This is a genomic window from Azospirillum sp. UENF 111221 (assembly GCF_058780625.1).
Genome location: NZ_JBSNCH010000005.1, coordinates 1,030,048 through 1,052,701, shown reverse-complemented (window position 1 = coordinate 1,052,701; position 22,654 = coordinate 1,030,048). Strand labels below are relative to the sequence as shown.

Sequence of the window (22,654 nt, the reverse complement as noted above, 5' to 3'; positions counted from 1 at the left end):
GACGCTTTATGTCCGGTTTGATTCAAGTCAGGAATCCCACTTATTTCAGAAGCGGTCGGGCATCCAGCACGGTGCGCCGCGAAATAGGCGGTGCAAACGGTCGATCATCTTTTCTTCACCATGAAGCAAACCAGCTCTCCAAAGTGTGCGAGCGCTTGCATGCCCCGTGAACAGACTGGCGAAAGCCGCGGTGCCGATCCGAGCCGGCGGATCAAGGACTTGCTCTGTTTTCGAGATATTTCCAACAGAGCTGACAACCTCAAGGTGGTGACGCTCGCAATTGCCGAAAATAGAATCATCATTTATCTCAAAAATGGCATACTCTTGTATGTCAGTTGAGTAACCTCTCGCCTCCAAGGCCATGCCGACATCGAGGGGACGGACCAGCCACTCCTCGCGGCATTCCAGCGCCACACCATCGCCGGCAAGCAGCGCAAGCGGGTCATTCGGACCGCCGCGCCATGTCACCCGGTCCACTTGAGCCCTGAAACCGGCCAGCATGGTCATGGCCGGTTTCAGCGACCGCGCGGAGGGCAGGCAGAGATCGGCGACGTCGAGGCGCCGATCCAGCGGCGGCGTCACCGCGATGTAACCATCCTGATTGCGGTAAAGCTCCGACGGCTCGCAGTCCGGGCAGAGAGCGAGCGTCCACAGCGCCTCGGTCCTCTCCGGCAGGCCGTTCTGCTCCTTCAGCAGAGGTTGGCGGAGCATCGCCAACGGCACGGCGTCGAGCGGGTCCGCCGGCCACAAGCCGCTTGCGGCAGCCCCCGATTGTGCAAAGGCCGACGGCGGTGCGCTCCAGCGGCAGGTGACGCCGCCACGGCCAAAGCCGAGCCGACGGTAGAAGGGAAGGGTCGCCGGGCAGAGCACCGCCAATGCCGCCCCGGCTTGGCGTCCCTCCCTCAGCAGGGCCTGCATCAGCGCATTGCCAAATCCGCTGCCGCGCAGGGCTGGATCGACCGCCACCATGGCGATGGCCTGCACCGGGACCGGCCGGCCGCCGAACCACTGGTTCATCGTCCAAAAAGCGGCGCAGGCGGCCAGCGTGGTTCCGGTGGACCGCGGAACGCGCAGGACGCGGATGCTGTCCATGCCGAACAGGCCGGCGTAGCGGTCGAACAGGTCGCGCGACAGCCCGAAGCCGAGCCGCGCCAACCGGGCGACGGCGCTCAACTCCTCCGGCTGGGCCGGCCCGTACTCATGATGGTGGGCGATGAGGGTGACGACCGGCCTCCACTCGTTGAGCGGCCGGCGGGACCGCCGCGCGGGCTTCGTGCAGCAAGGATGCGAGCCTGTTCATATGACAATGAAACAGCGTTGGCGGCAACAGGGTGAGCGGAGGACGGTGACCGTGTGGAGAAAATGCCGTTCAGGCACCCGTGCCCGTCGCGCCGCTCAATCTCGCTGCCGCCCATCCGGCCGCCTCGCGCACCACATCGCTGACGTCCTGTGCCAGGGCCTCAGCCACCGGGCTCAGCGACGGATCGCCGCTGTTGCCGATGGCGACGAGGACATTGCGGACGAAGCGGTCGCGGCCGATGCGCTTGATCGGGGAGCCGCTGAACACCTGCCGGAAGCCGGCATCGTCCAACTGCGCCAGATCGGCCAGCCGTGGCGCGGTCAGTTCCGCACGCGGCAGGAAGGCGGGTTCAAGGGTCGCGCGGGCGAACTTGTTCCAGGGACAGGCGGCAAGGCAATCGTCGCAGCCATAGATGCGGTTGCCCATCAGCGGCTTGAGGTCGTCGGGGATCGGCCCCTTGTGCTCGATGGTCAGATAGCTGATGCAGCGCCGGGCGTCGATCTGGTAGGGCGCCGGGAAGGCGGCGGTCGGGCAGGCGACCTGACAGCGGTCGCAGGATCCGCAGCGGTCACGCGCCGGCGGGTCGGGCGGCAACTCCAGCGTCGTGTAGATTTCGCCCAGGAACAGCCAGGAGCCATGGTCGCGCGACACCAGATTGGTGTGCTTCCCCTGCCAGCCCAGCCCGGCCTGCGCCGCCAGAGGCTTTTCCATCACCGGGGCGGTGTCGACGAACACCTTCACGCCGGCCTTGGTCTGGTGCGCCAGCCATTGCGCCAGCGTCTTCAACCGGCCTTTCACGAGATCGTGGTAATCGCGGTTGCGGGCATAGACCGAGACGATGCCGCGGTCGGGATGCTCGGCCAGACGGCGCGGGTCGTCGTGCGGGGCGTAGCTGGTGCCCAGCGCGATGACGGTGCGCGCCTCGTCCCACAGCGACTGCGGATGGCTGCGCTGGTCGCTGCGCTCGGCCATCCAGCCCATGTCGCCGTGCCGGCCCTCGGCAACGAACTGCGCGAGACGCTCGCGCGCCTCCGGCCCCAGTGCTGCCGGGGCGAAGCCCACCGCGTCGAACCCCACCGCCAGCGCGCGGTCGCGGATGGCGTCCCGCAGCCGCGCCGGGCCGGCGGAAGACAGCGGAGCGGGCTTAGCCGCGGCCACGGTAGGTCGGCACGTCCTGCGACGGGATCCAGACGCCCTTGGGCGGCTCCCCGGTCTGGAAGAACACGTCGATCGGGATGCCGCCGCGCGGATACCAGTAGCCGCCGATGCGCAGCCAGACCGGCGACAGTTCGTCCACCAGCCGCTTGCCGATGCCCACCGTGCAGGCCTCGTGGAAGGCGCCGTGGTTGCGGAAGCTGGTCAGGAACAGCTTCAGCGACTTCGATTCGACCAGCCAGTCGCCGGGCACATAGTCGATGACCAGATGGGCGAAGTCCGGCTGGCCGGTGATCGGGCAGAGCGAGGTGAACTCGGGTGCGGTGAAGCGCACACAGTAGGGGGTGCCGGGGTTCGGGTTCGGCACCCGCTCCAGCACCGCCTCTTCCGGCGTCCTGGGCTGGGTTGTGGAGCCGCCGAGTTGGGTCAGGCCGGCATAGATGTTCTCACTCATCGGTCTTTTCCTCCGCCACCCGCTCGGCTTCCGGCGGGGCGCTGTCCTTGTCCGCCTCCGGCGGAGCACTGTTATTACCCGCCTTCGGCGGATCGCTGTCTTTAGCCGCCTTCGGCGGGCGGCCCTGCTTCGGCGGCTTGCCGGGCTTGGCAATGGGGTCCACGGTGGCTTCGATGTCGCCCTCGTTCATGCGGGCCTCCATGGCGCCGGCGACCTCCTCGAAGGTGCCGTCCGCGATGGCCTGCCGCATCGTCCGCATCACGTCCTGGTAGTAATGCAGGTTGTGCCAGGTCAGCAGCATCGGCCCCAGCATCTCGTCCGCCTTGAACAGATGATGCAGATAGCCCCGGCTGTAGCTCCGGCAAGTCGGGCAGCCGCACTCGGCATCGAGCGGGCGCTCGTCATGGGCATGGCGGGCGTTGCGGATGTTGATGGTGCCGCGGCGGACGAAGGCCTGACCGGTGCGGCCCGACCGCGTCGGCATCACGCAGTCGAACATGTCGACGCCGCGCCGCACCGCGCCGATCAGGTCGCTCGGCCGGCCGACGCCCATCAGGTAGCGCGGGCGGTCCTTGACCATCAGCGGCTCGGTGAAGTCGAGCACGCGGAACATCGTCTCCTGTCCCTCGCCGACCGCCAGCCCGCCGATGGCGTAGCCGTCGAAGCCGATATCGGTCAGGGCGGCGACGCTCTCCGCCCGCTGCTCCGGATAGACGCTGCCCTGGACGATGCCGAACAGGCCGTAGCCGGGCCGCTCGACGAAGGCGTCCTTGCTGCGCCGCGCCCAGCGCATCGACAGGCGCATGGAGGATTCGGCCTGCGCCTCCGTCGCCGGAAAGGGCGTGCATTCGTCCAGGCACATGGTGATGTTGCTGTCCAGCATGTGCTGGATCTGGATGGAGCGCTCCGGCGTCAAATGGTGGCGGCTGCCGTCCAGATGCGATTTGAAGGTGACGCCTTCCTCCGACATGGTGCGCAGGTCGGACAGGCTCATCACCTGGAAGCCGCCGCTGTCGGTCAGGATCGGCTTGTCCCAATTCATGAAGCGGTGCAGGCCGCCCAACTGCGCCACCCGCTCCGCCGTCGGGCGCAGCATCAGGTGATAGGTGTTGCCCAGCAGGATTTCCGCACCGGTGGAGGCCACCGCGTCGGTGGTCATCGCCTTCACCGTCGCGGCGGTGCCGACCGGCATGAAGGCCGGCGTCTCGATGGTGCCGTGGGCGGTGGTGACGCGGCCGCGCCGCGCCCGCCCGTCGGTCGCCAGAAGGTCAAAGCCGATGCCGGTCATGTTGAGTCCGTCCTGTGCAGCAGCGAGGCGTCGCCGTAGCTGAAGAAGCGATAGTCGGTGTCGATGGCGTGGCCATAGGCCGCCCGCATGCGGTCATAGCCGGCGAAGGCGCAGACCAGCATGAACAGTGTCGATTTCGGCAGGTGGAAGTTGGTCCACAGGAGATCGACGATGCGGAAGCGGTAGCCGGGGGTGATGAAGATGTCGGTGTCGCCGCTGAAGGGGACCAGCGTCCCGTCCGTCCGGCCCGCCGTCTCCAGGATGCGCAGAGCCGTGGTGCCGACCGAGACGATCCGGCCGCCGGCCTTGCGAGTTCTCGTTCACCGCGGCGGCGGTGTCGGCTGAGATCTCGCCCCACTCGCTGTGCATCTTGTGGTCGGCGATGTCGTCGACCTTCACCGGCAGGAAGGTGCCGGCCCCGACATGCAGCGTCACCGGCACCCGCCGCACGCCGCGCTCGTCCAGCGCCGCCAGCAGGTCGGGCGTGAAGTGCAGCCCGGCCGTTGGAGCGGCGACGGCACCCTCGCGGGCGGCGAAGACGGTCTGGTAATCTGCGTTGTCGCCCTCGTCGGCCTTGCGGCGGATGTAGGGCGGCAGCGGCATCCGGCCATGGCGGTGCAGCGCTTCCATGAGATCAGCCCCGCCGGCGGAGAAGCGCAGCCGCACCTCCATGCCGTCCTTGGCGATCACCTCGGCGCTGAAGTCATCCGCTATGACGATGGTGTCGCCGGGCTTCAGCCGCTTGCCGGGTTTGGAGAAGGTTGCCCATTCCCGTTCGCCCAGCCGCTTGTGCAGCGTGATCTCCACCGCCACCTCGCCGCGCCGGCCGTCGAGCCGGGCCGGGATGACGCGGGTGTCGTTGACGACCATCAGGTCGCCCGGCTGCAACAGCGCCGGCAGGTCCCGCACGATGAAGTCGCGCAAGGTGGAGCCCACCTCCAGCAGGCGGGCGGCGTCACGCGGCCGGACGGGATGCTCGGCGATCCGGTCGGGCGGCAGGTCGAAGTCGAAATCGGCGGTCTTCATGGGAGGGGCAAGCTATAGACTGAACCGCCCCTCGTTGTGAAGGGACAGGAACGGGACACAGTCCTGCTGGCCCGGCCCCGTTCCGATCCGCAGCCTTCTCACGCCGCGCGCAGCTGCGACAGGAGCTCGGCAAGCTGACGCTCCATCGCCACCGCTTCCTGCGATAGGGTGGTGGAGGCGTTCAGCACATTCTTGGCGGCGGTGCCGGTTTCCCCCGCGGCAGCCGAGACGCTGGTGATGTTGTGGTTCACGTCGCGGGTGCCGGTGGAGGCCTGCTGGGCGTTGCGGGCGATCTCCCCGGTCGCGGCGGCCTGCTGCGAAACCGCTCCGGCAATGCCGGATGATATCTCGTTCATCGATTCGATGACGCGCGTGATGCCCTGGATATCGGAGACGGCCTCGCCGGTGGCGGCCTGGATGGCGGTGACCTGGGCGGAGATCTCCTCCGTCGCCTTGCCGGTCTGGTTGGCGAGATTCTTCACCTCGCTCGCCACCACGGCAAATCCCTTGCCGGCCTCTCCCGCCCGCGCGGCTTCGATGGTGGCGTTCAGCGCCAGCAGGTTGGTTTGCGAGGCGATGGAGTTGATCAGCTGGACCACGTCGCCGACCTGCCGGGCCGCGGCAGCCAACCCATCGACCTTGGCGTTGGCATGCCGTGCGCGTTCCACCGCCTCTTCTGCGATGCCCGTCGACTGCGATACCTGGCGGCCGATCTCCCCGACCGATGCCGACAGTTCCTCCGCCGCCGCGGCGACCGTCTCGACGCTAGCCGATGTCTGCTGGGTTGCGGCGGCGACCGCTTCCGACCGGAGATTGGTCTGGTCCGCCGTGTCGGTCATCATCTTCGCGGCCTGTTGCAGCACCCGCGCCTCGTCGGCGACCGTACGCAGAATGCCGCCTATTCTCTGTTCCAGCCGGTCGGCCAGTTGGCGCATGGCCTGGATGCGCTCTTCCTCCGCCCGCAGGTCGGCGTTGCGCTGCTCCTCCTCCAGCCGGCGTTTTTCGATGGCATTGCCTTTGAAGACGACGAGCGCCGATGCCATGGCTCCGATTTCGTCGGATCGACCTTGAGCCGGCACGATCACGGCGGTATCGCCGTCGGCCAGACGATGCATCGCGTCGGTCATGGCGGACAGTGGACGGGTAACGCCGCGCGTCATCATGATGGCGGTGCCCAGACAGGCGACCAACCCGATCAGGCCGCCGGCAATCACCACCAGCTTCAGCGAATCGACATCGGCCCGCACGGTGTCGATCGACCGGTTCAGCTTGGCGATCTCCGCGGCGGCGGCCGTATCGGTCTTGCTGACCAGCGCTTCCAGACTGTCGGTGATGGCTTCCGCCGTCTTGTCGAACTCGCCCATCAGACGGTTGCCGCCAGCCGGACCGTCGGCGATGAACGCCTCGGCCATCCGCTTGCCGGTGTCGTAATAAGGGGCGAACGCGCCTGCCGTCTCGCGCAGCGCCTCCTGAATGTCGGTCAGGCCGAGCGTGGAGGCGAGCGCCGCGGCACGCGCGATCTCGGCCCTGAACCTTTCGGCATGCTCGGCGGCCTTGGCCGGACCGTCATCCAGCCCGTCGAGCCCGCGGGTGGCGGACACATCGGTCAGCCATTGCTGAACCTGAATGACGTGGATCTGGATTTCCTTGATCGACTTGACCAGTTCCAGACCATTTTCGGTCACGCGGTCGGACGAGCTTTCCATGGTGTTCAGCGAGTTCGTGCTCCTCGCTCACCGTCATCCAGGTCGCCGCCATCGAGAACAGCAGGATGGCTGCAATCAGGGCCATTGCGATCGACAGTCTGCGCTTGATCGACATTCCTATGTTTCCCTCGCTGAAATCCGCTGATTTGGATCAGGCCGGACGAAGCGGAGGGTCGACGGACCCGCTGTCAGGCATGCTGTTTTTGAATAAGTGATCAATAACGATGCTGTCGAGCGGTTCCGTTCGCGTTCAAACAGAAAGCCATAAAAATCTGTACAGGGTTCAGAAAGATTTCCGGATGGTTTTGTCTTTATATTGATTGGTCAGTCATTGAGTGAGCGGCCGGGGGTAATTGCGATTTATTCTCAGTCCGCTGGAGGCAATCCTTGGGCCGTCAGCGCTTCCTCCTGCCGCGCCGCCAGCGCATTCACGTCGAAGTCGCGGATCAGCCCCTGGAACATCTGGTACCAGTTCAGCTCCGCTTTCAGATGCAGGAAGACCGAGCCCAGCCCGACCGCGGCGCGGTCCATGAAGACGAACTCCCGCGGGATTTCCACGCCGCCGACGCGGCGCAGTTCGGCATGGACCTTGCCCGCCGTCTCGCGGCCGTAATGGCCGCCGTTGGTCTCCTCGATCTTGCGCTGGCGGTCCTCCATGATCGGGGCATAGACGAAGCGCGCCCAGATGTTCAGCACGTCGACCAACTCGTTCGACGGGTTGACGAAACCCCAGGTGCGGTAGGCCTCCACCGCCTGCTCGCGGTTGTCGGTGCGCAGCGCATTGTAGAGGTCGATCACGCCCTTGACGAAGCTGGGCTTGAAGACGCGGATGCAGCCGAAATCGAGCAGGTTGATCGAGCGGTCGGGCCGGACCGTGTAGTTGCCCAGATGCGGGTCGCCGTGGATGACGCCGTAATTATAGAAGGGCACATACCAGGCCCGGAACATGTTCATCGCCAGTTCGTCGCGCGCCTCCGGATGTTCGGCGACGAAGTCCAGGATCTTGCGGCCATGCACCCATCCCATGGTCAGCAGCCGCTTGCTCGACAGCTCCGGCACCACGTCCGGCACATGGACGCCGGGCGTGCCGGCCAGCATGGACTGATAAAGGCGGGTGTGCTTCGCCTCGCGCTCGTAATCCAGCTCCTCGCGCAGGCGGGCGCCGATCTCCTTCTGGATCTCGGCGGGTGGAGATGGCGCTGTCGGTGCGCTCGAAGATCGCGAAGATCAGGCCAAGCTGCCGCAGGTCGGCTTCCACCGCCGAGGCCATGTCGGGATATTGCAGCTTGCAGGCAAGCTCCCGCCCGTCCGGCCCGATGGCCTTATGGACCTGACCCAGCGACGCGGCGGCGGCGGCGGTGTGCTCGAAGCTCTGGAAGCGCGACTGCCAGCTGGGGCCAAGCTCGCTCGCCATCCGACGCTTGACGAAGGGCCAGCCCATCGACGGCGCGTCGGCCTGCAACTGCGCCAGTTCCTGGGTGTATTCCTTCGGCAGGGCGTCGGGGATGGTCGAGAGGATCTGCGCCACCTTCATCAGCGGCCCTTTCAGCCCGCCGAGTGCGGCCCGCAGTTCCGCCGCGTGGCGCTCCCGCTCCACGCGGATTCCCAGCACGCGTTCGCCCGCCAGCCGCGCGGCCAGCCCGCCAACGGCGGTGCCGACCCGCGCATACCGCGCGACCCGTCCGCCCCATGTGTTCTCATCGTGTTCCGGCATGCCCACAAGGTGGGTTCGCCTCCGGCAAAAGGCCAGCCCCCGCCCGTTCGGAGACCGCCGACGGACTGCCTCCGAAAGGCGCTGCGACGCAGCATGCGATTTTCTTGACAGCTCTGTGAAAGGAGCGCAGGCTTCCTCTTACAGTAATCAACACCGAGGTGAAGTGAGCGAGCATCGGAAACGCCTTACCGTTGAAGCGGTTAGCTTGAGCGGAACAGTAGAGACCGATACCAGGGAGGGTGAGTAAGATCATGACTCCACCGGAGCTTACCTGATTACGCCGATCTGTTCGGCCGATATGACTGAGGTTTCAGTTCCGAATTCTTTCGCCTGATTGGCGACTTCATCCGGGCCGTAGATGCCCGCTGCGAAAGCCCTCGCTTCCTATCGGAGCGAGGGCTTTTGTTTTGCCAGGAGCGTAATTCCCATCCCAGGGCGGGAAAGAACACAGATCCCGGCAATACGTTTCAAACGATACTGTTTGCATATGAAATCAAATCCCGCTATCCACGGAACCGAACGGTGCGGCAGGACGCCGCAGGTCGGCGTGCGCACCCGTCACACGAAAAGAGGATGGGGAGGATCGCATGGGGCGGTTGCTAAAGCCTTTCGCGCTGGCGGCGCTGCTCGCGACGACGGCGTTGTCCGCTGCCGCGGTGTCGGCTCAAGCCCAGACCGCCAAGCCGGTGCGAATCGGCGTGCTGGCGGACGAGGCCGGGTTCGCGTCCGACATCGGCGGCAAGGGTGCCGTGCTCGCCACCCGGATGGCGGTTGAGGATTTCGGCGGCAATGTGCTTGGCCGGCCGGTCGAGGTGCTGTCGGCCGACATGCAGAACAAGCCGGACGTGGCCTCCAACATCGTCCGCAGCTGGTTCGACGTCGACGGCGTCGACATGGTGACCGACATTCCGGTCTCCTCCGTCGCCCTGGCGGTGCAGGCGGTCGCGCGCGAAAAGAAGAAGGTGCTGATGATCAGCGCCGCGACAACCACCGAGCTGACCAATTCGCAATGCTCGCCCTACAGCATCCACTGGGCCGACGACACCGCGTCGCTGGCCGTTGGCACGACCAAGGCGGTCGTGCAGTCGGGCGGCACCAGCTGGTACTTCATCACTGCCGACTTCGCTTTCGGCACGGCGATGGAGAAGGCGGCGACCGACGCGATCAAACAGGCCGGCGGCACCGTGGTCGGCGGTGTGCGCCACCCGATGGGCACCAGCGATTTCGGCTCCTACCTGCTGAGCGCCCAGGGCAGCGGCGCCAAGGTGGTGGCGCTCGCCAATGTGGGGGCGGAGACCGTCGGCACCATCAAGCAGGCTGGTGAATTCGGCCTGACCGAGTCCGGCCAGCGGCTGGTCGGCTATATCGTCTTCATCACCGACATCCATTCGCTGGGTCTCGACCTCGCCAAGGGGCTCTATGTCACAAGCGGTTTCTATTGGGACCGCAACGACCAGACCCGAGCATGGTCCAAGCGCTTCTTCGAGCGCCACGGCAAGATGCCGACCAAGGAGCAGGCCAACACCTACCTCGCCACCCTGCATTGGCTGAAGGGTGTGAAAGCGGCGGGCACCACCGAGTCCGAGGCGGTCACCGCCGCGATGAAGGCGATGCCAACCGACTATTTCGGCACCCCCGGCAGCATCCGCAAGGACGGCCGCGTGCTGTACGATCTTGAGCTGTACCAGGTGAAGAGCCCGGCGGAGAGCAAGGCGCCGTGGGACTATTACAAGCAGGTCCGCAGCATTCCGGCGGCGGAAGCCTTCCTGCCGGTTGAAACCAGCAGCTGCCCCTTCGTGAAAGCCCAGTGACTGGCGCAGAGGTGACCTGCGGGTCGCCGCCGGCGGAAACCGAGTTCGAGAGGGGTTCCCGCCGGACTGCGATCCGGGTTACACTCCGCTCTTTAGGTGCTGCGGGGACGGTACGTGGATCTACAGGTGCAAAGCGAGCGGCAGAACGACACCGGACGGTTGCGTTCGTCGGCGCTGGTGCGCCCGGTCTTCGCCGCGCTGGACCTCGGCACCAACAATTGCCGCCTGCTGATCGCCAAGTCGGCGCCGGGTGGCTTCCGCGTCATCGACGCCTTTTCCCGCATCGTCCGCCTGGGCGAGGGGCTGAGCCGCAACGACCATCTGTCGGAGCCCGCGATGGAGCGCACCATCGCGGCTCTGCGCGTCTGCGGCTCCAAGATCGAGCGTCGCGGCTGCACCGCCGTCCGCGCCGTCGGGACCGAGGCCTGCCGCCGCGCCAGTAACACCGCCGCCTTCGTCGAGACGGTGGAGCGCGAGACCGGCATCCCCTTGGAAATCATCTCCAGCGAGGAGGAGGGACGGCTGGCGCTGGCCGGCTGCGCCGCATTGCTGGAGCCGACCCATCCCTATGCCATCGTCTTCGACATCGGTGGCGGCTCGACCGAGCTGATGTGGCTGCAGGTGGAGAAGGGCAGGGCGCCGCGCCTGCTCGACCAGACCTCCATCCGTTGCGGCGTCATCGGCCTGACCGAGGAATATGGCGGCCCCAACGTCACCCGCGCCAACTACATCCAGATGGTGGAGGCGGTCGCCGACGCCATCGCCCCGTTCGAGGCGCGCAACCGCATCGAGAGCCGCGTCGCCGCCGGCAAGGTGCAGATGCTCGGCACCTCGGGCACGGTGACGACGCTGGCCGGCGTGCATCTGGGGCTGTGCCGTTACGACCGCCGGGCGGTGGACGGCAGCTATCTGCGGGTCGACCACGCCCGCGCGGTGATCGACCATCTGGTCGCACAGGATTTCGACGGCCGCGCCCGCCATCCCTGCATCGGCCAGGACCGTGCCGATCTGGTGGTCGCCGGCTGCGCCGTTCTGGACGCGCTGTGCGACGTCTGGCCGGTGGAACGGCTGCGCATCGCCGACCGCGGCTTGCGTGAAGGAATTCTGGTGGACCTGATCGGGGCCGCCGGCGAATGAACCGGTAACGACACCGGATGTATGATCGGGCAGGTGGGGAAGGATTTCCCGCCTGTGCCGGATGACCGAGGAACAGCAGCGATCATGACCGAAAAGACTCCGTCGACGCGTCCGGGCGGACGCCGTGCCACGGTCCGTGTGAAGACCGCCGGCAAGCGCACGGAATCCTCCAAGCGCTGGCTGGAGCGCCACCTGAACGACCCCTATGTGGCCGAGGCGACCAAGCGCGGCTACCGCTCGCGCGCGGCGTTCAAGCTGTTGCAGCTCGACGAGAAGTTCCGCCTGCTCGCCCCCGGCAAGCGCGTGGTCGATCTCGGCGCCGCCCCCGGCGGCTGGACCCAGATCGCGGTGGAGCGGGTGCAGGCCGCGAAGGAGGGTTGGAAGGTCGTCGGTCTGGACATCCTGCCGATGGACCCGGTTCCCGGCGCCACCACCATGCAGGCCGACTTCCTGGAAGAGGGGGCGGCCGAGAAGCTGAAGGACGCGCTGGGCGGCCCGGCCGATCTGGTGCTGAGCGACATGGCCGCTCCCACCACCGGCCACCAGCAGACCGACCATCTGCGCATCATGGGGCTGGCCGAGGCCGCCTACGATTTCGCGGAGGAGGTGCTGGCCCCCGGCGGCGCCTTCGTCGCCAAGCTGTTCCAGGGTGGGGCCGAGCGTTCCCTGCTCGACCGGCTGCGGCGCGACTTCACCGTGGTCAAGCACGCCAAGCCGCCGGCCAGCCGCGCAGAAGTCGTCGGAGACCTCTGTGGTCGCCACCGGCTTCCGCGGCGGCAACGTGAACGACTGAATAGGCCGTTTTTCGCACTTGCATAACAGATGCTGTGTGCGCACGGGTTCACAAGCCCATGGTCTTGTGTATAAGTGCGCCACGTTTATCTTCCGGGAGATTAGACACATGGCGCGCGACACCAAAATCCGCGAAGCCCTGACCTTCGACGACGTCCTGCTGGTTCCGGCCGAAAGCTCGGTGCTGCCGAACGACGTGGACACCCGGACAAGATTGACGAAGACCATCGAGCTGGGCATCCCGCTGATGTCCTCGGCGATGGACACGGTGACCGAGAGCCGTCTCGCCATCGCTATGGCCCAGGCCGGCGGCATCGGCGTCGTCCATCGCAACCTGACCATCGAGCAGCAGGCCGAAGAGGTCCGCAAGGTCAAGCGGTACGAATCGGGCATGGTGGTCAACCCGATCACCATCACGCCGAACGCGACGCTGGCCGACGCTCTGGAACTGATGTCCTACCACAAGATCTCCGGCATCCCGGTGGTCGAGAGCCGTGACGCGCGCGGCAGCGGCAAGCTGGTCGGCATGCTGACCAACCGCGACGTCCGCTTCGCCGACGACCCGCGCCAGCCGGTCAGCGAGCTGATGACCAAGGAACTGGTGACCGTTCGCGAGGGCGTCAGCCAGGACGAGGGCAAGCGCCTGCTCCACCAGCACCGCATCGAGAAGCTGCTGGTGGTGGACGAGGACTACCGTTGCATCGGCCTCCTCACCGTCAAGGACATCGAAAAGGCCCAGGCTTATCCCAATGCGTGCAAGGACGATAAGGGCCGCCTGCGCGTCGCCGCCGCCACCGGCACCGGCAGCGACGGTCTGGCCCGTGCGGAGGCCCTGTTCGACGCCGGCGTCGACGTGCTGGTGGTCGACACCGCGCACGGCCATTCGCTGAAGGTGCTCGATCAGGTTCGCGCCGCCCGCGCCCTGTCCAGCTACACCCAGGTCATCGCCGGCAACGTCGCCACCGCCGAAGCGGCCAAGGCGCTGATCGATGCCGGCGTGGATGCCGTCAAGGTCGGCATCGGTCCGGGCTCCATCTGCACCACCCGCATCATCGCCGGCGTCGGCGTGCCGCAGCTGACCGCTGTGATGGATGTGGTGGAGGAGTGCGAGAAGCACGGGATTCCCGTGATCGCCGACGGCGGCATCAAATATTCGGGCGATCTGGCCAAGGCGATTGCCGGCGGTGCAAGCGTCGCCATGCTGGGTAGCCTGTTCGCCGGCACCGACGAAAGCCCGGGCGAGGTCATCCTGTTCCAGGGCCGCTCCTATAAGAGCTACCGCGGCATGGGCTCGGTCGGCGCCATGGCGCGCGGCTCGGCGGACCGTTACTTCCAGCAGGAGGTTTCGACCATGAAGCTGGTGCCGGAAGGCGTCGAGGGCCGCGTCCCCTACAAGGGTCCGGTGTCGGCGGTCATCCACCAGCTGGTCGGCGGCCTGCGCGCGGCCATGGGCTACACCGGCAGCGCCTCCATCGCCGAGATGCGCGAGAAGTGCCAGTTCGTCCGCATCACCAATGCGGGCCTGCGCGAAAGCCACGTCCACGACATCACCATCACCAACGAGTCGCCGAACTACCGGCAGGGCTGACGGCGAATTCGGGAGCGTCGCCGCCGGCAGTCACCCGGCGGCGACGCTTCCCTCCGCCACCATCTTCCAGGGCTGCCACCCGCCCAGCCGCACGCCGACCGCAAGGCTGGTGAAGGGGATCCGCAGTTCGATGTCCCGCGGCTGGAAGAAGGTCAGCCGTTCCGGTTCACCCCGGTCGTCGAATTCCAGCCTGGCGCCTTTCGGTTCGGGCGCATACTCGTCGCTCATCACCTGCCAGATTTCCAGGTCGCTGCCATTGTTGGTGATCTTGTATTGGCCGCAGCGCCAAGTCGCCGCCTCGCCGACGCTGCCCTCCACAACCTTCTTGTCGCCTTCCATCCGCACGTCGCCGACCCCGGCGGCCTCGCCCTTCATCGACGGGCCCTGCCGTTCGGCGCGGAACCCCAGCCGCAGCCAGGCGGAGCGGCTGTGCGGGATCAGCCGGCGCACAGTGCGTGCGTCGTCCGCTACGAAATGGTCGGGGTCGTCGTAGAGGATGCGGTCCAGCGCGGCGGAGACGATCATACGGTCGTCGATGCGCAGGTCCGGTGCGGTGGCTTTGCTCATCAGGCCAAGGGACTCCGAAGGGTGTGCCCATAGTATATAGGGACTTATGCCGCCCGTCGCCCTGATGAGGTCCGCGCCCCGACAGACTCCCGAAACCGGTTCCCAAGCGCTATCCTGCGCGGCCCTTCTCCGGAAGCTCCCGATTCGTCACGAGACGCGCCATGCAGGACCTGTTCGACACGCCGCCCAATCCCCGCAGCATCGCCGTCGATGCCCTGACGCCGGACCAGGCGGCGGCGGAGTTGGCGGCGCTGGCCGCCGAGATCGCCCACCATGACCGGCTCTATCACCAGCAGGACCAGCCGGAGGTCTCCGACGCCGACTATGACCTGCTGGTCCGCCGCAACCTCGCCATCGAGACCCGCTTTCCCGAGCTGCGCCGCGCCGATTCGCCCAGCCTGCGCGTCGGTGCCGCTCCAGCCGCTGGCTTCGGCAAGGTGCGTCATGCCATTCCGATGCTGTCGCTGGGCAACGCCTTCGCCCCCGAGGACGTCGCGGAGTTCGATGCCCGCGTCCGCCGCTTCCTCGGCCTGTCCGACGATGCGCCGCTGACCTTCGTGGCGGAACCGAAGATCGACGGGTTGTCCTGCTCGCTGCGCTACGAGAAGGGCGAGCTGGTTCTGGCCGCCACCCGCGGCGACGGGGCGGAGGGCGAGAACGTCACCGCCAACGTCCGCACCATCCGCGACGTGCCGCACCGCCTGCCGGCGCCTTTCCCCGACGTGCTGGAGGTTCGCGGCGAGGTCTATATCGAGCCGCGACGACTTCCTGGCGATGAACGCCGCCCGTGCGGAGAAGGGCGAGCAGCTCTTCGCCAACCCGCGCAACGCGGCGGCCGGCAGCCTGCGCCAGCTCGATCCCTCCATCACCGCGTCCCGGCCGCTCTGCTTCTTCGGCTATGCGCTGGGCGAGCTGTCGGAGCCGATCGCCGAGAGCCAATGGGGCATCCGCGAGCGGCTGAAGGGCTGGGGCTTCCAGTTGAACCGCCCGGCCGAGCTGTGCGACGGCAAGGACAAGTTGCTGGCCTATTACGAGGGCATCGGCCGGCGGCGCGCTGGTCTGCCCTTCGACATCGACGGGGTCGTCTACAAGGTCGACAGTCTGGAGCTACAGCAACGGTTGGGCTTCGTCAGCCGCGCGCCGCGCTGGGCCATCGCCCACAAGTTCCCGGCCGAACAGGCGCAGACCCGGTTGAAGGAGATCACCATCCAGGTCGGCCGCACCGGTGCTCTGACACCGGTGGCGGAGTTGGAGGACATCACCGTCGGCGGCGTCGTCGTCAGCCGCGCCACCCTGCACAATGAGGACGAGATCGCCCGCAAGGACATCCGCGTCGGCGATCTCGTGGTGGTCCAGCGTGCCGGCGACGTCATCCCGCAGGTGGTCGAGGTGGTGCTGTCGCAGCGCCCGGCCGACTCGGCCCCCTATGTGGCGCCGGAAACCTGCCCGGTCTGCGGCAGCCTCGCCATCCGTGAGGCGGGCGAGGTGGTGCGGCGCTGCACCGGCGGCCTGATCTGCGCTGCCCAGGCCAAAGAGCGGCTTCGCCATTTCGTCTCCCGCGACGCCTTCGACATCGAAGGGCTCGGCGAGAAGATCATCGAGGAGTTCTGGGACGAGGGCTTCATCAAGTCGCCGGTCGACATTTTCACCCTTGAGGGCCGGGTCGAGCTGATCGGCCGGCCGGGCTGGAAGGAGAAGTCGGTCCAGAACCTGTTCAAGGCCATCCAGCAGCGTCGCGATGGCATCGACCTGCATCGGGTGATCTACGCGCTCGGCATCCGCCATGTCGGCGAGGTGACGGCCAAGTCGCTGGCCCGCCACTACAAGACGATGGGGGCTTGGGTCGACGGCATGCTGGCGGCTGAGCAGGCGATGCCCGGCCAGGAATGGCGCGATCTGCATACATTGAACGGCGTCGGTCCGGTCACCGCCGACACCATCCTCGCCTGGTTCGCCGATCCCGAGAGCGCGTCCAAGCTCGACTTCTATGCCGGCAACGATGCACTGCGGCTGGAAACCATCATCGGTTCGCTCGGCATCAAGCGGCTGAACAGCCGGGCTGCCCAGGCGCTGGCCACCCGCTACGGCACCCTGTCCGACTGGCGGGCGGCGATGGAGCGTGCGGTGGCGCAGGCGCCGGGTCAGCCCTGGCTCGATCTGGTCGCCACCCCCGATGTCGGCGAGGTGGCGGCCGAGGAATTGGCCGGCTTCTTCGCGGAGGAGCGCAACCTCGTCATCGTCCGCGGCCTGATGGAACGGCTGACCGTGCTGGACGCCGAGCTGCCGAAGGCCAGCAACTCCCCCATCGCCGGCAAGACGGTGGTCTTCACCGGAACGCTGGAGCGGATGACCCGGTCGGAGGCGAAGGCGCGGGCCGAATCGCTCGGCGCCAAGGTGGCGGGCTCCGTTTCCGGCAAGACCGACTATCTGGTCGCCGGGGCAGATGCCGGCAGCAAGGCGGCCAAGGCCAAGGAGTTGGGCGTCGAGATCCTGACCGAAGACGAGTGGCTGGCCCGGATCGGTGGCTGACCGACGCCGCATCGGACCTTCGCCAAAATGTCGCATCCCGTTCGACCGGATTGACGGACGGGGATTGGCGGAGTGAGATCAGGAAACGCTTATAGTCAGAAGCGGAACGATGCCGGACAGGTGGACCGCCCCGAAAACGGGACGGCGCCGACGGGCGGTCAACGCCCGCACCCGCCTGCCCGGCTGCCAACGAAGGGGACGAAGGAAACGCCATGGAGCCAATTCAGTGGTCGCGCTGGATGAGCGTGGGCAACGACGCACTGGACGAGGATCACCGCGTCCTGATCGCCATCGTCAATAAGCTGTACGACGACGAGAGCCGCCAGGACCCGGCCCTGATCGAAGCCATCCTGGATGAGTTGATCGCCTACACCCGCCATCACTTCGCGGAGGAGGAGGCGCAGATGGAAAAGCTGAACTACCCGACCTTCGCCGCCCACAAGGCCCTGCACGACCGGCTGACCCGGCAGGTCGAAAGCTACCGCGACGAATTCCGCGCGGGTGGCAGCCGGATCAGCGGCGAAGAGGTGTTCCTGTTCTGCTCCGACTGGCTGGGCAAGCACATCCTCAAGGAGGACACCCGCTTCGGCGAATATGCCGGCACTGGGGCGGAGATAGTGGTGGCGGGGTAGGAGGCCTTCCCGTCCCGGACGGACGGGACTCCCGGCACCTGCGCAGATCCCAGATTAAGAAAATTACCTAAAATACTGAAATAAATCGAAAAACGGGAAATATCCACCAAATTGCGCAGGGCGCTCGCTCCGAGAGGGGAGGGCGCTTTTCCTTTGCGCGAATCGCCGCGGCGGTGGGGGAGGGGAGTGCGCCAAAGAAAAAGCCCTCCCCGGTGGGGGAGGGCAGGGGCAGACCTCTCGAAAAAAGACCATCCCGGAACGATGATGGCAATCAGGCGACCGCCAGCTGCTCCAGGCCGCGGCGCGCGACCGGCAGCGACATCGCCGTCTCGTAGCGCCAAGCACTGCGGTCGGCGAACAGCGCACGCAGCAGCTGGTTGTTCAGGGCATGGCCGGAGCGCACGCCGTGGAAATGGCCGACGATCGGCGCGCCGGCCAGATACAGGTCGCCGACGGCGTCCAGGATCTTGTGGCGCACGAACTCGTCCTTGAAGCGCAGGCCCTCGGCGTTCATCACCGTATCGCCGGAAATGACCACCGCATTGTCCAGCGAGCCGCCACGGGCGAGGCCCATCTTGCGCAGCCCCTCGACCTCGTGCAGGAAGCCGAAGGTGCGGGCGCGGCTGATCTCGTCCTTGAAGCTGTCCGGATCAATCTCCAGGGCGCGGGCCTGACGGGAGATGGCGGCGCTGTCGAAGTCGATCTCGAAGCTGTAGCTGGTCGCGTCGTCCGGGGTGAAGGACGCGCTCTTGACGCCGTCGCCGATGGCGACCGGCTTCAGGATGCGGATGAAGCGGCGGGGCGACTTCTGCACGGCGATGCCGGCCTGCTCGATGGCGGCGACGAAGGGAGCGGCGCTGCCGTCCATGATCGGCACCTCGATGCCGTCCAGCGAAACCACGGCGTTGTCGATGCCGCAGCCGGCCAGCGCCGACATCAGATGCTCGATCGTGCCGACGGTGGTGCCATGGTCGTTGCCGATCACGGTGCACAGGCGGGTGTCGACAACCGTGTCCCAGCGCGCCGGAATGACGGCGGCCGCACCGCGCAGGTCGCTGCGCAGGAAGGTGATCCCGGAATTCGCATCGGCCGGCGAAATCGTCAGCGTGACGATGACGCCCGAATGCAGCCCGACGCCGGCGATGCTCACCGCCTTCTTCAGGGTCTGCTGGAACATGCCGTCCACGTTGCTGCGATTGTTGGCCACGATGTCTTTTCCATCTTGGTCGTGAAGGAGAGGTTTCCAGCGATCCGCGCCGCTTGATCTTGGGAGATCATCGCGTCGGCGGCTTTCGCTTTCGACCATGCTGATAGGTAACACCGGGGATCGGAAATCGGCAAATCACTCATTGTTACCGTTTGTTGCAGGGCAAAAGTAGTGCGCAAGACAAGCAATCAGCCACTTGTGCCAAGTCGTCTGAAATAAAAAATCCCCGGCGACGCACGACGGCATCACCGGGGTCCGAAAGGTTCGGTCAGGTTGTGGAGCCGCCGGCGCCGCGATTAGGAGGCTGCGGCGACGGCGGTTATCTCCGGCTTTCGCCGGGATCGGCCGGCCGTCCTGTCCAACACCGTGTCGGTCAGGACGGCCAAGATCGGTTCAGGTCCGGCCGCTCAGTTGGCCTGACGGCGCAGGAAGGCCGGGATGTCCAGTTCTTCCTGTTCGCCCGGCTTGCCATCGGCCCGCGGGGCCGGAGCCTGCGCCTGCGGGGCGGCGGGGTAGCCCGGCGCATGCTGCGGAGCGGACTGCTGCGGCGGATAGACCGGCTGTTGCTGCGCCGGCGCCGGATACTGCTGGCCCGCCGGATAGCCCTGGTGGGGAGCCTGCGGCTGCTGCTGCGGGTAGGCGGGCTGCTGCTGCGGATAGCCCTGGGGGGCCGGCTGGTACTGCTGCGGGGCCGGCTGCGGCTGATAGGCCTGCGGCGCGGGCTGCGGCACCGGCTGCGGCGCTGGTTCGGACTTGCGGCCCAGGCCGGTCACCAGACCGAACAGGAAGTTGCCCTTGCGGGCCGGCGCCGGCTCCGGCGCAGGCGCCGGGGCCGGACCGACGGACAGGCCGCCCGGATGCTGCTGGCCGGGGTGCTGCTGGTGGCCCTGCGGGGCGGCGTGGTGATGCTGCGGCGCCATCGGGGCCGGCTGCTGCGGCTGGTGCTGCGGCTGCTGGTGGCCCTGCATCTGCGGCGCCTGCGGGGCGTGCTGCTGGGGGGCCGGCTGCTGCGGGGTCGACAGCGGCGCGGCGCCGACGGTCACCGGCTGGCGCGGACCGGCATCGGCCGGCTTTGGCGCGAAGAAGTGGCCGCCCTGGTTCTCGCCATGCAGCGGACCGGCGGCCGGCTTCGGCGCCTCGACAGGCTGCTGGGCGCCGTACTGCTGGGCCGGGTCGTGCTGGATGGCGGCGGCACCGGCAGTGACCGGCTGCGGCGTGCGCAGGCCGGCGGCGGCGCTGGGAATGGCCGAGCCTTGGGCGGCGGCCGGAGCCGGGGCGCCGGTCAGGTTGCCGGGAGCCCCCGGCTTCTTGGCGCGGTCGCCGACCAGCGACAGGTTGACCGGGTGCAGGGTGCGCGGGTTGCTCATCGCCGCGGCATCGATGCCGGTGGCGACGACCGACACGCGCATCACGCCGTCCAGCGAGCTGTCGAAGGTCGAGCCGAAGATGATGTTGGCGTCGGGATCGACCTCGTCACGGACGCGGTTGGCCGCCTCGTCGACCTCGAACAGGGTCATGTCGTAGCCGCCGGTGATGTTGATGAGGACGCCGCGGGCACCCTTCATCGACACGTCGTCCAGCAGCGGGTTGGAGATGGCGGCCTCGGCGGCCTCGATGGCGCGGCGCTCGCCGCCGGCCTCGCCGGTGCCCATCATCGCCTTGCCCATCTCGGTCATGACGGACCGGATGTCGGCGAAGTCCAGGTTGATCAGGCCGGGCATCACCATCAGGTCGGTGACGCCGCGCACACCCGAATGCAGAACGTCGTCGGCCATCTTGAAGGCGTCCGCAAAGGTCGTCTTCTCGTTGGCGATGCGGAACAGGTTCTGGTTCGGGATGATGATCAGGGTGTCGACATACTGCTGCAGTTCGGCGATGCCGCCCTCCGCCAGCCGCATGCGGTGACCGCCCTCGAAATGGAAGGGCTTGGTGACGACGCCGACGGTCAGGATGCCGCGCTCGCGGGCCGCACGCGCGATGACCGGGGCCGCACCGGTGCCGGTGCCACCGCCCATGCCGGCGGTGATGAAGACCATGTTGGAGCCTTCGAGATACTGGACGATCTCGTCGATCTGCTCCTCGGCCGAGGCACGGCCGACATCCGGCTTGGAGCCGGCGCCCAGGCCGCGGGTGGTGCCCGTGCCCAGCTGGATGCGCTTCTCGCACAAGGAACCCTTCAGCGCCTGCGCATCGGTGTTGCCGACGACGAAGTCCACGCCTTCCAGGTTCGACTTGATCATGTTGTTGACGGCATTGCCGCCGGCCCCGCCGACGCCGAAGACGGTGATGCGCGGCTTCAGTTCGGGCTCGATCTGGGGGATGGTCACGTTGATCATTCTATTCAGGCCTCCACAACCTGTTTTCGTTGGGTTTGATGTTTGATATGCCGCGACCGGCGCCCGGTTGTGTCCGGTGTCTGTCCGTTCGGGAATCGGTGAATGGCGGTGGGGCGAATCATCTGAGATTCTCCCGCAGCCACAGGCCGACGCGACCGAGGAGCCCGGTTGACGCGACCGCCTCTTGGCCGGTCACCATCAGCTCCGTCGGGTTGCGGACGGCGTGTAGGAGAAGGCCCGCCACCGTCGAGAAGGCCGGTCCGCCATGCGCCTCGTTGAGGCCGGCGATCCGGGTGGGGCGGGCGATGCGGACCTGCTTGTCGAGGATCGGGGCGGCCATCTCGCGCGTGTTGGGCAGCTGGCTGGCGCCGCCGGTCAGCACGACGCGCCGGCCGACCAGATGGGAATGGCCGGACTGCTCGATGGCGCTGCGCACCTCTTCGAATATCTCTTCCATCCGCGCCTGGATGATGCTGACCAGGAAGGAGCGCGGGTGGCTGGCGGTGCCGCTGCCGCTGCGCTCGTCCTCGCCGATCTGCGGCACCTCGATCATCTCGCGCTCGTCGGCCGGGTTCACGCGGGCGCTGCCATACAGCACCTTCAGCCGCTCGGCATGGACCAGCGGAGTTGCCAGCCCGTGCGCGATGTCGTTGGTGACGTGCCGGCCGCCGAGCGGCACGAAGCCGGTCCACACCAGATTGCCTTCGGCGAAGATCGAGATGGTGGTGCCGCCGCCGCCGATGTCGACGCAGGCCGCTCCCATCTCCATCTCGTCCTCGACCAGACAGGCGAGGCCGGAGGCGAAGGGGCTGACGACGATGGACTCGATGTTCAGGTGACAGCGGGCGATGCAGGCGTGCAGCGTGCGGATGGCGCCGGCTGCGGCGGTGACGACATGCAGCTGTGCGCCCAGCGTGTGGCCGCTCATCCCCTTGGGATCGCGGATGCCGCGGCTGCCGTCTAGGGTGAAGCCAAGCGGGATGGTGTGGATCAGCGCCTGATCAGGACCGGCCTGCAAGGTGCGGGCATGGGCCATGGCGCGCCGGATGTCGCCCTCCGTCACCTCCTGGCCGGAGACCGGGACGGTGGCGGTGAAGGCATGGGAGCGGGGATGGCCCATCGACAGGTTGACGACGACGTCATGCACCGTCTCGCCGGCCATCTGTTCGGCCGCATGCACGGCGGCGCCGATCGAGGTCTCCGCCGCCTCCATGTCGATGATGGTTCCGGCGCGGATGCCCGTGGCGATCTGGTGGCCGACGCCGATCACGCGGAGGGAGCCGGGCTCCTCCATCCGCGCGATGACGCAGCACACCTTCGTCGAGCCGACGTCCAGCGCCGTGACGATCCCGCCACGGGCCGGCCGCTTCGGCTTCTTGGCACCGTTGAATCCCATCCCGAACATGCCCCCC

At 67.2% G+C, this 22,654-nt stretch carries 13 protein-coding genes and 4 pseudogenes; 6 read left to right on the top strand and 11 right to left on the bottom strand.

Annotated features, from left to right (window positions below):
- Positions 1 to 45 precede the first annotated feature (45 nt).
- The 7 genes and pseudogenes from ACWPN3_RS19385 to ACWPN3_RS19355 all read right to left on the bottom strand — a co-directional run bounded on the left by ACWPN3_RS19385 (position 46) and on the right by ACWPN3_RS19355 (position 8,643).
- Positions 46 to 1,173 (bottom strand): GNAT family N-acetyltransferase, encoded by a 1,128-nt coding sequence (locus ACWPN3_RS19385; RefSeq protein WP_492240844.1) that lies wholly within the window; start codon positions 1,171 to 1,173, stop codon positions 46 to 48.
- A 196-nt stretch (positions 1,174 to 1,369) separates the two neighbouring features.
- A complete protein-coding gene (gene queG / locus ACWPN3_RS19380; RefSeq protein WP_492240843.1) occupies positions 1,370 to 2,458 on the bottom strand; it encodes a tRNA epoxyqueuosine(34) reductase QueG in 1,089 nt (362 codons plus the stop codon).
- Positions 2,445 to 2,909 (bottom strand): preQ(1) synthase, encoded by a 465-nt coding sequence (gene queF, locus ACWPN3_RS19375; protein ID WP_109096528.1) that lies wholly within the window; start codon positions 2,907 to 2,909, stop codon positions 2,445 to 2,447. The genes queG and queF overlap by 14 nt, the downstream gene beginning before the upstream one ends.
- Positions 2,902 to 4,197, bottom strand: a complete 1,296-nt coding sequence (gene tgt / locus ACWPN3_RS19370) for a tRNA guanosine(34) transglycosylase Tgt (protein ID WP_109096529.1) — start codon at positions 4,195 to 4,197, stop codon at positions 2,902 to 2,904. The genes queF and tgt overlap by 8 nt, the downstream gene beginning before the upstream one ends.
- A pseudogene (queA, locus tag ACWPN3_RS19365) lies at positions 4,194 to 5,223 on the bottom strand (tRNA preQ1(34) S-adenosylmethionine ribosyltransferase-isomerase QueA). The gene tgt and the pseudogene queA overlap by 4 nt, the downstream one beginning before the upstream one ends.
- A gap of 98 nt (positions 5,224 to 5,321) precedes the next feature.
- A complete protein-coding gene (locus tag ACWPN3_RS19360; protein WP_492240842.1) occupies positions 5,322 to 6,929 on the bottom strand; it encodes a methyl-accepting chemotaxis protein in 1,608 nt (535 codons plus the stop codon).
- 366 nt (positions 6,930 to 7,295) lie between these two features.
- Positions 7,296 to 8,643: pseudogene (locus ACWPN3_RS19355) on the bottom strand (ABC1 kinase family protein).
- 587 nt (positions 8,644 to 9,230) lie between these two features.
- Here ACWPN3_RS19355 and ACWPN3_RS19350 point away from each other — a divergent pair.
- The 4 genes and pseudogenes from ACWPN3_RS19350 to guaB all read left to right on the top strand — a co-directional run bounded on the left by ACWPN3_RS19350 (position 9,231) and on the right by guaB (position 13,971).
- The gene (locus ACWPN3_RS19350; RefSeq protein WP_492240841.1) at positions 9,231 to 10,454 is read left to right on the top strand and encodes an ABC transporter substrate-binding protein; all 1,224 of its coding nucleotides are present in this window, start codon (positions 9,231 to 9,233) and stop codon (positions 10,452 to 10,454) included.
- Positions 10,455 to 10,568: 114 nt separating this feature from the next.
- Positions 10,569 to 11,591 carry a Ppx/GppA phosphatase family protein gene (locus ACWPN3_RS19345; RefSeq protein WP_109096534.1) on the top strand — a complete coding sequence of 341 codons (1,023 nt, stop codon included), beginning with the start codon at positions 10,569 to 10,571 and terminating at the stop codon, positions 11,589 to 11,591.
- 84 nt (positions 11,592 to 11,675) lie between these two features.
- Positions 11,676 to 12,384 (top strand): annotated as a pseudogene (locus ACWPN3_RS19340) (RlmE family RNA methyltransferase).
- A 108-nt stretch (positions 12,385 to 12,492) separates the two neighbouring features.
- Entirely contained in the window at positions 12,493 to 13,971 is a 1,479-nt protein-coding gene (gene guaB / locus ACWPN3_RS19335; protein ID WP_109096536.1) for an IMP dehydrogenase, read from the top strand.
- Between the two features lie 30 nt (positions 13,972 to 14,001).
- Here the strand turns inward: guaB and ACWPN3_RS19330 are convergent, their stop codons facing one another.
- Positions 14,002 to 14,538 (bottom strand): hypothetical protein, encoded by a 537-nt coding sequence (locus ACWPN3_RS19330; RefSeq protein WP_492240839.1) that lies wholly within the window; start codon positions 14,536 to 14,538, stop codon positions 14,002 to 14,004.
- A gap of 161 nt (positions 14,539 to 14,699) precedes the next feature.
- Here ACWPN3_RS19330 and ligA point away from each other — a divergent pair.
- Positions 14,700 to 17,067, top strand: a pseudogene (gene ligA / locus ACWPN3_RS19325) (NAD-dependent DNA ligase LigA).
- Positions 17,068 to 17,279: 212 nt separating this feature from the next.
- On the top strand, positions 17,280 to 17,699 hold the full coding sequence (locus ACWPN3_RS19320; protein WP_492240837.1) for a bacteriohemerythrin: 420 nt from the start codon (positions 17,280 to 17,282) through the stop codon (positions 17,697 to 17,699).
- Positions 17,700 to 17,970: 271 nt separating this feature from the next.
- On the opposite strand, the gene lpxC is transcribed toward ACWPN3_RS19320, so the two are convergent.
- The 3 genes from lpxC to ftsA form a co-directional block, all read right to left on the bottom strand.
- Entirely contained in the window at positions 17,971 to 18,906 is a 936-nt protein-coding gene (gene lpxC, locus ACWPN3_RS19315) for a UDP-3-O-acyl-N-acetylglucosamine deacetylase (protein ID WP_492240836.1), read from the bottom strand.
- 407 nt (positions 18,907 to 19,313) lie between these two features.
- A complete protein-coding gene (ftsZ, locus tag ACWPN3_RS19310; protein ID WP_492240835.1) occupies positions 19,314 to 21,242 on the bottom strand; it encodes a cell division protein FtsZ in 1,929 nt (642 codons plus the stop codon).
- 118 nt (positions 21,243 to 21,360) lie between these two features.
- Positions 21,361 to 22,638: a cell division protein FtsA gene (gene ftsA / locus ACWPN3_RS19305; RefSeq protein WP_492261894.1), complete on the bottom strand. Its 1,278-nt coding sequence runs from the start codon at positions 22,636 to 22,638 to the stop codon at positions 21,361 to 21,363.
- Positions 22,639 to 22,654: the final 16 nt, after the last annotated feature.